The following is a 12271-nucleotide window of genomic DNA, read 5'->3' as shown; positions in this document are numbered from 1 at the left end:
GCCCGGGAGCTATTCCCGGGCCGCGCCCATCGGCGCGCGGACCAGGGCACCGTCGAGGTAGCAGTAACGCCAGTCCTCGCCGGGCGCCAGCGACCGGATCAGCGGGTGACCGGTCTGCCGGTGATGCTCCTCGGCGTGGCTGTTCACCGAGTCGCTGCAACAACCCAACGCGCCGCAGGTCAGGCACATCCGCAGCTGCACCCAGTCGTCGCCGGACTCCACGCACTGCGGGCAGGCCTCGGCGTCGGACTCGGTGATGTTGATCCGGTCCAGGTGGGTGCAGGCGGTGCTCATGGTCTCCTCCCGCACGTACCGCCAGTTTCCGCGCAGCAGCCGGTCGGGGATGATCCGCGCCAGGTAGCGCGAGTTGGCCGCCAGCAGCGGGCTGGTCACGGCCAGCACCAGCACGTACAGGGCGATGAAGGGGCCGAGGCGGGAATCCAGCCCGGCGGCCAACGCCAGGGTGGCCAGGATCAGGGAGAACTCGCCGCGCCCCAGCACGGTCAGGCCCACATTGGCCGTGCCCCGCTGGTTCAGCCCGAACAACCGCCCGGCGATCAGACCGGCGAGCACGTTGGTCACCAGGGTCAGCAGGACCGCCAGCAGCACCGGTACGGCCACCGAACCGATCGCGCTGACGTTGATGCTGAGCCCGAACGCCACGAAGAACACCGCCGCGAAGACGTCGCGCAGCGGCAGGACCAGCCGTTCCACCCGCTTCCGGATCGAGGTACGGGACACCACCAGGCCGATCATCAGGGCGCCGATCGCGTCGGAGACACCGATCTCGGCCGAGATGCCGGCCACCAGCACCACCAGCCCGACCATCAGGATGGCCAGCAACTCGTCCTCGTTGCTGTCGATGATCTTGCCGACCAGCCGGGCGCCGTACCGGGCCACGGCGAAGAGCACCACCAGGTACGCGAAGCTGAGCCCGATGCGCAGGGCCAGTTCCCCCGCCGACCCGGCTCCGGACAGCAGCGGCGACAGCAGCGCCAGGTACAGCGCCAGGAACAGGTCCTCGATCACGATGATGCCGAGGATGACCGGGGTTTCCGCGTTGGCCAACCGACGCAGCTCGATGAGCAGTTTGGTGGCGATGGCCGAGGAGGAGATGCCCAGCGCGCCGGCTATCACGAACGCCTCGTAGCCGCCCCAGCCGAGGGCCAACCCGAAGATCAGCCCAGCGCCGATGTTCAGGCCGATGTACGCCCCGGCCGCCACGAACAGTCGCCTGCCGCTGCCGAGCACCTGCTCGACCGGGAACTCGACCCCGAGGTGGAACAGCAGCAGGACCAGACCCAGCGAGGCGAGCAGGCCCAGATCCTCGGGATGGGAGACCAGCACCGGGCCCGGGGTACCCGGGCCGAGCAGGATGCCGGCGAGCATGAAGAACGGCACCGTGGGCAGATTGATCCGCCGCCCGAAGCGGGCCAGCAGGCCCGCGATCAGCACCAGGGCACCGAAACCCACAAGATCAGCGTGCACCGTGGAGACTCCTGAGGTGGAGGCGACGGGGTCGTCTGCGAGCCGGCGGCAGGGCCGGCTACTCGGAGAAGTAGGTGCCGGACAGCAGGGCCCCCACCTTGCGGGCCTGCTCCTCCGACATCTCGATCACCGCCACCGGATCGTCCGCCCCGGCGGCGAGGACGTACAGGTCCCGGGTCCCGTCACGGCGTACCACGATCGAGATCCGCTGGGTGTTGCTGCCCAGGTCCACGTCGTACCGTCTGCCGATGCCCGGCAGTTCCTGCACATAGACGCCCTTACCCATGGCCTCTCCCGCCGCCGCTGCGCGATGTCCTGTCCGAATCGTACGATCCGCCGCCCGTCACGCCAGTGCCCGGGAGGGTCACGAGGTCAGTCGGAAGGTGGCGTCGTTGCGGCCCTGGGTGTCGGTGATCGGGTCCAGGCGCAGCTGGTAGTCGTAGTGCCGCAGGTACCGGTCGGGGTAGTTGTACGACTGGAACGACGACCAGCCGCTGTTGGCCAGCCCGGGGACCTGCCGGAAGGTGGCGTCGGCCGCGAAGACCGCACTGCCGTCGTTGGCCGCCAGCACGAAGTCGAACCCGTAGTGCCGCAGGTATTGCCCGGGATAGTTGACCGACTCGAAGGACACGTACCCGGCGTTGCCGGCCAGGCCGGGCACCACCCGGAACTGGGCGTCCTGGGCGGGGTTGACGTTCGCATCGATGCGTACGTCGTAGTTGGCATGCCGCACGTAGCGATCCTGGTGGGTGTACGCCTGGATCCGGTGGACCGGGGCGTTGCTCGGCCAGCGGGCCAGCACCCGGCTCTCCTCGGCGGCGGTCAGGTTGAGAATCGAGCCGTGCCGCTTGCGGCCGGCCCCCATGTGGAAGTCGGACCGGGTGCGGAAATTGGTGACACTGCCCAGGTTCGTCGAGGTGATCGGCAGGTAACCACGGCCGGTGGCGTACTGGTCCAGGTACAACGCCCACTCGTTGCGGCCGTTGAACTGCATCCACATCGGCCCCTCGACCACGTTGCCGCCGCCGGTGCCGTTGGAGATGCCCAGGTGGGACAGGTTGCCCAGGGTGGTCCAGGAGCCCAGGATCGAGTTGCTGGCCTCGATCGTGATGTGCCCGTCGGCGGAGGCCCGGTAGTAGCGGTACCCGCCGACGCTGTCGGGCACCTCGATGATCTGGGTGTCGATGATGCCCTGACCACCACCCGGACGCTCGATGTACAGCTGCGGGGCGGTGAAGCTGCGGAAGTCGGCCGTACGCACGTACCAGATCCGGTGCTTGGTGACACCGTTGCGAGCGGAGTTCGTCGCCCAGTAGACGACGTAGTCGCCGGTCGCCTGGTTGTAGACGACCTCCGGCGCCCAGGCGTTGCCCGCCCCGGGGATCCCACCCGCGACGTTGATCAGCCAGGGGGTGGACCAGTTGACCAGGTCGCGGGACTCCCACACCACCAGGGAGGTGCTGCCCCGGTTGGCGGCGTCGTTCCACGAGGTGCCGCTGGCGATGCGCAGGTCGGTGGCGACGATCCAGTACCGGTCCCCGGCGGGTGAGCGGACCAGGGCCGGGTCGCGAACCCCCCGCGTACCGATGGTGGAGAGCAGGACGGGGGCGCCGTTGTTCAGGTCGCGCCAGGTCAGTCCGTCCCGGCTGTGGGCCAGGTAGACCTGCTCCCCGGTGGCGGACTCCCCGGTGAAGTGCGCCATCAGGTACCCGGTGAACGGGTCCAGCGCGGCGGCCCCGACACCCGTTCCCGCCACGGCGGCCTCAGCACCCGGTCCCGCTGCGGCGGCCTCGGCGCGCGGTGCCTGCGCGGCGGGCAGCAACAGCAGGCAGACGGCGGCGAGCAGCGCACTCACCCGGCCCAGAACTCTCGACATCCGTTGCTCTCCTTGCCGGCGGGGTCCGGGGACGACGCCTGTGAGCGTTAACAACAACGCCGGCAACCCACCGGAATCACTGTTATCGGCTTGTTTCGCAAGTGTTTACGGCCCCTCCCGCACTGTCAATACATCGATGGACATCGGTTGCTGCGAGGAACGGATAACGCCGAACGAGACCACCGTGCCGCTGCTGGCCTGTGCGGCGGTGGACGAGACGATCGCCTTCTGGCGGGCAGTCGCCGCGGATCACCCGCTACCGACCCGGCGCGTCCCGGTTCAGCATCGTCGACCCGTCCGGCAACACCATCACCTTCATCCGCCGCGACGAGCCGGCCGAGGTGGAGTACGGCGGGTCGAAGGAGCTGGGCGGTCTGGCCCGGGTGCTCGACAACGCCCGTATCCTGCGCGAGTTCAAAAGCGACGACCAGGCCGCCTTCCGGGCGCTCAACTCCGGGCTGCGTCGGCACGGCGACGAGGCCCCGGCCGTGGAGCAGGCGTTGGCACTCGCCGCACTGATCGAGCTGTCGACCGCGCTGGGCAAGTCGGACCTGGTGCCCGCCTGGGGCGACCGACTACTCGTGCTGTCGTTGACCGCCCGGGATCGCGAACAGATCCGCCAGTCCATCGCCACCCCCGACACCCTCACCCCCTGCCCCCCACCCGCCTCCCACCCCACCCGCCTCCCACCCCAGCCTCCGTCCCCGCCTGCTTCCCCGCCCCCATCCCCGCCCCGTTGATCAAGAGGTTTTGGTCTCGGAAAGCGCGAATCCAGACGCAAACTTCTTGATCAACAGGGGCAAGGGTGAGCGGGAGCGGGGCCGGGGAGGGAGGGCTAGAGGTGGGTGGGGGCGGGGATGCCGAGAAGGGTGAGGCCGGTGTGGAGGGTGTCGCCGGTCAGGCGGCACAGGGCCAGTCGGTTGGCTCGGACCGGGTCGGCGGCGCGCAGCACCGGGCAGCGTTCGTAGAAGGCGGTGAAGGTCTGCGCCAGCCGGTACAGGTAGCCGCAGAGCCGGTGCGGTTCGTAGTGGGCGAGGACCTCGGTGAGGGTGTCGGCGAAGGCGTCCAGATCCAGGATCAGCGCCCGCTCGGCCGGCTCCAGGGTGGTCGTCGGGTCCACCGTGGTGGCGACATCGCCGGCCCGGGCCAGCAGGGAACGGATCCGGGCGTGCGCGTACTGGAGGTAGACGCCGGTGTTGCCGGTCAACGCCAGCATCCGCTGCGGATCGTAGGTGTAGTCGCGGGTACGGCTGGTGGCCAGGTCGGCGTATTTCACCGCGCCGATGCCGACCTGCCGGGCCCGCTCGTGCAGGGCCGCCCCGGTCAGGTCCGGGTTCTTGGCGGCGACCACCTCGCGGGCCCGGTCGACGGCCTCGGTGAGCAGGTCCACCAGGCGCACGGTGTCACCGGCCCGGGTCTTGAAGGGCCGTCCGTCCGGGCCGAGGACCGTGCCGAAGGCGACGTGCACGGCGGACACCCGCGGCGGTAGCCAGCCGGCCCGCCGACCGGTGTCGAAGACCATGGTGAAGTGCAGTGACTGCCGGGCGTCGACCACGTAGAGCAGCCGGTCGGCGTGCAGGTCGACGACCCGTTGCCGCAGCGCCGCCAGGTCGGTCGCGGCGTAGCCGAAGCCACCGTCACGTTTGCGTACGATCAGCGGGCTCGGTGCGCCATCCGGTCCGCGTACCTCGTCGAAGAAGACACAGAGCGCGCCGTCGCTGGGCACCGCCACGGCCTGGGCCGCCAGGTCGGCGGCGATCCCGGGCAGGGCATCGTTGTACGCGCTCTCACCGACCGCGTCGGCGGCGGTCAGCCGTACGCCGAGCCGGTCGTAGACCTCGGTGAAGTAGCGGGTGGACTCGGCGACGATGTCCTGCCATGCGGCCACGGTGTCCGGGTCGCCGCCCTGCAACGCCACCACCCGTTGCCGGGCCCGTACGGCGAACTGCGGATCGGTGTCGAACCGGGCCCGGGCCTGCCGGTACAGCGCGGCCAACCGGCTCATCGACACCTCGTCGCTGCCGTCGGCCGGCACGGGCTGCTCGTTCTGGTACTGGATGAGCATGCCGAACTGGGTGCCCCAGTCGCCGATGTGGTTGCGGCGTACCACCGTGCCGCCGAGGTGTTCGAGGATGCGCACCAGCGCGTCGCCGATGATGGTGGAGCGCAGGTGCCCGACGTGCATCTCCTTGGCGATGTTCGGCTGCGAGTAGTCGACGACGGTGGTGACGCCCACTTCCGGCGTACCGACGCCCAGCCGGGGGTCGGCGAGCCGCCCGGCGAGCTGGGTCAACAGTGTCCGGTCGGTCAGGTCCAGGTTGACGAACCCGGGCCCGGCGACCCCGGCCACCAGGTCGTCGGCGCGCAGCGCCTCGACCATCTCCGCCGCCATGTCACGCGGACGCCGCCGGAGCGACCGGGCCGCCGCCAGCACCCCGTCGGCCTGGAAGTCGGCGTGCTCCGATCGGCGTACCTGCGCAACGAAGTCCGCCAATCCCAGGGATTCTGCGGCGGCGGAGACGGTGTCGGACAGCGACGAGGCAAGCGAGGGCACGGTCACGGGTACTCCCGAGAGGGCTGGGGTGAGCGGGTCACAAGACGACGGCCGGCCGCAACACGGCGGCGAGCACGACGGAGAACGCGCGGAGAAGCTCGACGACTATCGTCGTCGCAGGCGAAGGCGCAGGCGACGGACGGCGGTGACCACCAGTCCCATCTCCACCACCTCGCCCCAGGGTCGCGCACCAAACGCAACCAACACCCCCACCCTACCCACCCCACCCCGGCGCCCACCCCACCCCCGCCCTGTTGATCAAGAGGTTTTGGTCTCCAGAACGCGATTCCGAGACGCAAACCTCTTGATCAACAGGGGAGGCGGCAGGGCGGGGTGGCAGGGGAGGCGGCAGGGTGAGGCAGGGGGTTCAGGGGTTGGTGGTGAAGCCGTCCAGGGTGGTGCGGGTTTCGGGGGTGTGCAGTTCCTGGAAGAGGGTGATGTGCAGGCATGCGGGGGCGTCCAGGCGGGCGTTGACGGAGTGCCATGGGGTGGTCGTGGGTGGGGCGACCTGGGTGGCGCCTCCGGCGACCAGACGGTCGGTGGTGGCGGGGGTGTCGTCGACCTCGAAGGCCACTCGCATTCGGGGAGCGACCTGGCGGCCCACCTCTACGTCGTCGATCATTCGTTTCTGCGCCGGGTTGGCGATCTCCAGGGTGGCCCGGCCGGCGTCCAGGATCACCACTCGGGCGTCGCCGTCACCGGCGTAGGCCGCCTGCTCGGGTAGGCCCAGCACGTCACGGTAGAACCGGACCGCCGCCTCGTAGTCCTCGGCCTCGACGACGAGCCGCAGCTGGCGTACGGGCGACGGGGGCAGCTCAGACGGATTCACGTTTCAGTCTCCCAACGCATCAGGTGGAGGCCCGTCACCGAGCGGGCGCCGATTTCGGCGACCACCGGCGGTACGGGCTCGGTTTACGCCACGCTACTGAGGGCGGTCGCCCCAGCGGGCGCATCCTGGCGCATCCTGGCGCATCACGCAGTGTCCCGGAAGCAGGACGTTCAGTTGACATAGGCGAGCATCCGTTTGCAGAGGAGAGACGTGTCCGAAAGCGAGAACCCGGCAATCCCCTCCCCGGCTCCCAAGCCGGGTCGACCGAAGACGAACCAGGACTGGTGGCCCAACCAGCTGAACCTCCAGGTGCTGCACCAGCACTCACCCCGGGCCAACCCGATGGGTGCGACATTCGACTATGCGACCGAGTTCGCCGGTCTGGATGTCGAGGCCCTCAGACGCGACGTCTTCGAGGTGATGACCACCTCGAAGGAGTGGTGGCCGGCGGACTACGGCCACTATGGTCCGCTGTTCATCCGGATGAGCTGGCACTCCGCCGGCACGTACCGGATCGAGGACGGTCGGGGCGGTGCCGGCGACGGGGCGCAACGCTTCGCCCCCCTCAACAGTTGGCCGGACAACGCCAACCTGGACAAGGCCCGCCGCCTGCTCTGGCCGGTCAAGCAGAAGTACGGTCGGAAGATCTCCTGGGCCGATCTGCTGGTCTTCGCCGGCAACTGCGCCCTGGAGTCGATGGGCTTCAAGACCTTCGGCTTCGGTTTCGGGCGCGACGACGTCTGGGAGCCGGAGGAGATCTTCTGGGGGCCGGAGGACATCTGGCTCGGCGACGAACGCTACAGCGGTGACCGGGAACTCTCCGGTCCGCTGGGCGCGGTGCAGATGGGACTGATCTACGTGAACCCGGAGGGGCCCAACGGCGTTCCGGATCCGTTGGCCTCGGCCCGGGACATCCGGGAGACCTTCCGGCGGATGGCGATGGACGACGAGGAGACCGTGGCCCTCATCGCCGGTGGACACACCTTCGGCAAGACCCACGGGGCCGCCCCCGCCAGCTACCTGGGCCCGGAACCCGAGGGCGCCCCCCTGGAGGAGCAGGGGCTGGGCTGGCGCAACAGCTTCGGCACCGGCATGGGCAACGACACCATCACCAGCGGCCTGGAGGGTGCCTGGACCCCCACCCCGATCACCTGGGACAACAGCTACTTCGACACCCTCTTCGGGTACGAGTGGGAGGTGCACGAGAGCCCGGCCGGGGCGAAGCAGTGGCGGCCGAAGAACGGCGCCGCGGCCGACGCCGTGCCGTCCGCCCACGACCCCTCGATCCGGTACGCCCCGATGATGGCGACCAGCGACATCGCGCTGCGCGTCGACCCGGTCTACGAGCAGATCTCGCGGCGTTTCCATGAGCACCCCGATCAGCTGGCGGAGGCGTTCGCGAAAGCCTGGTACAAGCTGCTGCACCGGGACATGGGTCCGGTGTCGCGTTACCTGGGGCCGTGGGTGCCCGCGCCGCAGCTGTGGCAGGACCCGGTGCCGCCGGTGGATCACGAACTGGTCGACGTCGCCGACCTGGAGACCCTGAAGGCGGCCCTGCTGGCCTCCGGCCTGTCCGTGGCCCAACTGGTCCGTACGGCGTGGGCCTCGGCGGCGAGCTTCCGGGGCACCGACCAGCGCGGCGGTGCCAACGGGGCGCGGATCCGGCTGGAGCCCCAGCGCAACTGGGCGGTCAACGACCCCGCCGAGTTGGCCCAGGTCCTGCCGGTGCTCCAGCGGGTGCAGGAGGACTTCAACGCCGGGCAGTCCGGGGGCAAACGGGTCTCCCTGGCGGATGTGATCGTCCTGGGTGGGTGCGCCGCCATCGAGCAGGCGGCCCGCAGTGCCGGGTACGACATCACCGTCCCGTTCTTCCCCGGCCGTACCGACGCCGGCCAGGAACAGACCGACGTGAACTCCTTCACCGTGCTCGAACCCCGGGCCGACGGGTTCCGCAACTATGTGCGCGAGGGGCAGAAGCTGTCGCCGGAGACCCTGCTGCTGGACCGGGCCAACCTGTTGAACCTCACCGCGCCCGAGATGACCGCCCTGATCGGCGGGCTGCGGGCCCTGGACGCGAACACCGGACAGACCGCTCTCGGTGTGCTGACCGACCGGCCCGGAATGTTGACCAACGACTTCTTCGTCAACCTGCTCGACATGGACACCCAGTGGAAGGTGTCCACCTCGACGGAGAACGTCTACGAGGGCAGAAGTCGGGCCACCGGCAAGGTCGTCTGGACGGCCACCGCGGTCGATCTGGTCTTCGGTGCGAACTCCCAGCTCCGCGCCATCGCGGAGGTCTACGCCAGTGCCGACGGACAGGAGAAGTTCCTCCAGGACTTCGTCGCGGCCTGGGTCAAGGTGATGAACCTGGACCGCTTCGACCTGAGAGCCTCGATCCGACACGCCTAGGGGTGACGTACGGGGGTGGTGCGGCGCGGGCTGCCGTACCACCCCCGTTCGTGCCTCCACTATTCCTGCCGAGGGTGTCACTTACGGGCGGTCGACGGTGCTTACCAGGTATGGAGGAGGAAGCTGGTCGGGTCGGGTACCAGCCGTGGCTGACCGCGGCGGAGGTGCTGACCCTGCACGTCCGACTGGCCGGTGCGGACGTGGCGCCGCGGGAGCGGCAGAAGTGCCTGGCCGTCGTCGGGCTGGCCGACCGGGCCGACGACCGGGTGGGGCGGCTTCTCCAAGGGGATGCAGCAGCGCCTGGGGTTGGCCGTGGCGCTGGTGGCCCGCCCGGAACTCGTCGTCCTGGACGAGCCGACCAGCGCCCTGGATCCACTGGGCCGGGCCGACGTACGGGACCTGCTGCTCTCCCTCAAAGCCCGTGGGGTGGCCGTCCTGCTCAATTCGCACCTCATCGGTGAGGTGGAACGGGTCTGTGACCGGGTGGTCATCCTCGACTCCGGGCGGGTGGCCGCCGCCGGCACCCTGGCCGACCTGCTCGGCCAGGGTGAGCTGCGGCTGCGGCTCGACGGGGTGGACGAGCGGGCCCGTGACCGGCTGGCCGGCGCCGGTGCCCTGACCCAGGAGTGGAACCTGTTCACCGTCAGGCTGTCGGACGAGGAGCCGACCGCCGTACCGGATCTGGTGGCCGACCTGGTCGGCCTGGGGGTGCGGGTACACGCGGTCGAACCCGGGCGGGTCAGTCTCGAGGAGCGGCTGCTGGCCATCCTGCGTACCGGAGGTGACCGGTGATGATCTTTCGGACCGTACTCACCATGGCCGCCCTCACCCTCCAGGAGGCCGCCCGGCGGCGGGTGCTGCGCTCACTGGGTGCGTTGACGGTGGTGCTGCTGGCGCTCAGCGCCTGGGGCTTCTCCCGGATCGACGCCGAGTTCGGCAGGCTGACCAGCGGTGAGGCCCGGCTGGTCGCGGCCATGGTGCTCAACCTGGTGATGTTCGGCCTCAGTCTGATCGCCGCCCTGGGTACGGCGTTCCTGGCCGGTCCCACCCTGGCCGGTGACATCGAGTCCGGGGCGGCTCTGGCGATCCTGGCCCGACCGGTGCACCGGTTCGCGGTACTGGTGGGCAAGTGGCTCGGGCTGATCGCCTTCGGCGCCGGTTTCGTCGCCCTGGCCGGCTTGGCTCAACTGCTGGTGGTACGGGTCACGGTCGGCTACTGGCCGCCGCAGCCGGTGACCGGTCTGGCGCTGCTCGCCGCGCAGACCGTCGTACTGCTCACCCTGGGTCTGCTGCTCTCCAGCGTCAGTTCACCGATGGCCTCCGGTGTGGTGGCTGTCGGCCTGTTCGGTGCCACCTGGATCGCGGGGGTGGTCGGCGCGTTCGGTACCGCGCTGGACAACGACAGCGTGGCCCGGGTGGGTACGGTGTCCCGGATGCTGCTGCCCACCGACGGGCTGTGGCGGGGGGCCATGAACGCCTTCCAGGATCCGACCGTGCTGATGCAGTTCGGCCCGGCCATGCAGGGCCACCCCTTCCTCAGTGACGCCTCGCTGACCCTCACCTACCTGGCCTGGGCGGCCCTCTGGGTTGCGCTCGTGCTCGGGCTCACCGGGCTGGTGTTCCGCCGCCGTGACCTGTGATTCGAGGGGTGCAGCCCTGCTGGTCCATGGCGCGGCACAGGCGACGGACTGCCTCGTCCATCAGGTCGGGCCCGGCGGCGGCGTAGGTGAGGCGCAGGTGCGCCGCGGGTGCTTCGGCGGCGTACCAGGGACGACCGGGGAAGACGACGACGCCCTCGGCCGCCGCGGCGGCGGCCAGCGCGACGTCGTCGGTGCCCTCGGGCAGCCGGAGCCACAGGTGCAGGCCGCCGCGTGGCACCGGCTGTCGGTCGACGAGGTCCGGCAGGTGTCGGCGCAGCGCGGTCAACAGCGCCTCGCGCCGGGCCCGCAGTGCGGTACGCAGCGCCCGGAGGTGACGCGCCCACGCCGGGGCGGTGAGGAACTCGATCGTGGCCTGTTGCAGTGGGCCGGCGACGAAGAAGTCGTCGAGCAGCCGGGCCGCGCGGAGCCGGGCACCGGCCGGCCCGACCGCACCGAGCACAGCCACCCGCAGCCCGGGTGCGGCGGATTTGGTCAGCGAGCGTAGGTAGACGACGTGCCCGTCCGGGTCGTCGGCGGCCAGTGGCGGCGGGGCCGACCCGTCGATGGTGAGGTCGCGGGCGTAGTCGTCCTCGATCAGGAACGCTCCGGCGTCGCGTACCGCCTCGGCGACCTGGGCTCGGCGGTGGGCGGCCAGGGTAGCGCCGTGCGGGTTGGCGTACAGCGGTTGGCAGTAGAACAGCCGGGCACCGGTGCGGGCGAACGCGGCGGCCAGTTGGTCGGGCCGTACTCCGTCGGCGTCGGCGGGCACCGGCACCACCCGCAGCCCTGCCGCCTGGGCGGCGGCCAGCGCGCCCAGGTAGGTCGGCGACTCGACGAGCAGTGCGTCGCCGGGCGCGGCGAGGGCCCGCAGGGCCGTCGACAGCGCGGCCTGCCCACCCGGACAGACCACCATGTCCTCGGCGCGCAGCCCGCCGCCGACCTCGCGGGCGAACCAGGCACGCAGGTCCGCCCGCCCCTCGACCGGTCCACGCTGCCACGAGGCGGGCTGTCGGGCGGCGCGGGTGAGCGCGGCACCGAGGGCGGCGGCGGGCTGCAACTCCGCCTCCAGATAGCCGCCGGAGAGCGGGATCGCCCCGGCGGGCGGTAACGCCAGTAACGCCTGCATCTCCTCCTCGCCGGGACGGCGGGTGCCGAGCGCGACGGTCTGCCAGGACAGGTCGGGGGCCCGGCGCTCGTCCGGCCGGGCCGCCACATAGGTGCCTCGACCGGGCCGGGTCTCGACCATGCCTTCCCGGACGAGGTGCCGGATCGCCTCGGCTACGGTGACCGGTGAGGCCCGATGCCGACCGGTCAACTCGCGCACCGAGGGCAGTCGGGTGCCGGGACCGGCGACGGCCGCCAGCCGACGCAGATCTTGGATAACGCGGGCGGCTGCGTTATCGTCATTCATGAGAGAAGAGAATAGCGCTACTGCACGGTGGACGGTAACGCCGCCCGATCGGACGGTCGGG

At 70.5% G+C, this 12271-nt stretch carries 10 protein-coding genes; 4 read left to right on the top strand and 6 right to left on the bottom strand.

All coding sequences use genetic code 11. From position 1 onward, the window contains the following. Positions 1-9: 9 nt before the first annotated feature. The 3 genes from ACLQ2T_RS15240 to ACLQ2T_RS15230 all read right to left on the bottom strand — a co-directional run bounded on the left by ACLQ2T_RS15240 (position 10) and on the right by ACLQ2T_RS15230 (position 3364). A complete protein-coding gene (locus ACLQ2T_RS15240; RefSeq protein ID WP_425766782.1) occupies positions 10-1488 on the bottom strand; it encodes a cation:proton antiporter in 1479 nt (492 codons plus the stop codon). A 58-nt stretch (positions 1489-1546) separates the two neighbouring features. After that, complete coding sequence (locus tag ACLQ2T_RS15235) at positions 1547-1774, bottom strand: potassium transporter TrkA (RefSeq protein WP_425766781.1); 228 nt, start codon at positions 1772-1774, stop codon at positions 1547-1549. Positions 1775-1852: 78 nt separating this feature from the next. After that, positions 1853-3364 carry a glycoside hydrolase family 43 protein gene (locus ACLQ2T_RS15230; protein ID WP_425766780.1) on the bottom strand — a complete coding sequence of 504 codons (1512 nt, stop codon included), beginning with the start codon at positions 3362-3364 and terminating at the stop codon, positions 1853-1855. Between the two features lie 200 nt (positions 3365-3564). Between ACLQ2T_RS15230 and ACLQ2T_RS15225 the strand changes: the two genes are divergently transcribed. Then, positions 3565-4104: a hypothetical protein gene (locus ACLQ2T_RS15225; protein ID WP_425766779.1), complete on the top strand. Its 540-nt coding sequence runs from the start codon at positions 3565-3567 to the stop codon at positions 4102-4104. Positions 4105-4199: 95 nt separating this feature from the next. On the opposite strand, the gene argS is transcribed toward ACLQ2T_RS15225, so the two are convergent. Together argS and ACLQ2T_RS15215 are read right to left on the bottom strand one after the other, a co-directional pair. Next, a complete protein-coding gene (gene argS / locus ACLQ2T_RS15220; RefSeq protein WP_425766778.1) occupies positions 4200-5924 on the bottom strand; it encodes an arginine--tRNA ligase in 1725 nt (574 codons plus the stop codon). Positions 5925-6285: 361 nt separating this feature from the next. Continuing rightward, the gene (locus tag ACLQ2T_RS15215; protein ID WP_425766777.1) at positions 6286-6747 is read right to left on the bottom strand and encodes a VOC family protein; all 462 of its coding nucleotides are present in this window, start codon (positions 6745-6747) and stop codon (positions 6286-6288) included. Positions 6748-6957: 210 nt separating this feature from the next. Here ACLQ2T_RS15215 and katG point away from each other — a divergent pair, with 210 nt between their 5' ends. The 3 genes from katG (at position 6958) to ACLQ2T_RS15200 (ending at position 10799) form a co-directional block, all read left to right on the top strand. After that, on the top strand, positions 6958-9159 hold the full coding sequence (gene katG / locus ACLQ2T_RS15210) for a catalase/peroxidase HPI (protein WP_425766776.1): 2202 nt from the start codon (positions 6958-6960) through the stop codon (positions 9157-9159). Positions 9160-9447: 288 nt separating this feature from the next. Then, on the top strand, positions 9448-9951 hold the full coding sequence (locus ACLQ2T_RS15205; protein WP_425766775.1) for a hypothetical protein: 504 nt from the start codon (positions 9448-9450) through the stop codon (positions 9949-9951). Continuing rightward, positions 9951-10799, top strand: coding sequence for an ABC transporter permease (locus ACLQ2T_RS15200; protein ID WP_425766773.1), 849 nt, complete (start codon positions 9951-9953; stop codon positions 10797-10799). The genes ACLQ2T_RS15205 and ACLQ2T_RS15200 overlap by 1 nt, the downstream gene beginning before the upstream one ends. Here ACLQ2T_RS15200 and ACLQ2T_RS15195 read toward each other — a convergent pair. Further along, positions 10765-12210, bottom strand: coding sequence for a PLP-dependent aminotransferase family protein (locus tag ACLQ2T_RS15195; RefSeq protein ID WP_425766772.1), 1446 nt, complete (start codon positions 12208-12210; stop codon positions 10765-10767). The two genes, ACLQ2T_RS15200 and ACLQ2T_RS15195, sit on opposite strands and share 35 nt — an antisense overlap. Between the last annotated feature and the right edge of the window lie 61 nt (positions 12211-12271).

The sequence above is a fragment of the Micromonospora sp. DT229 genome (assembly GCF_049844505.1).
GTDB lineage: Bacteria > Actinomycetota > Actinomycetes > Mycobacteriales > Micromonosporaceae > Micromonospora.
Note: the sequence above shows the minus strand (reverse complement) of the source record. Positions and strands in the feature narration are given on the sequence as shown.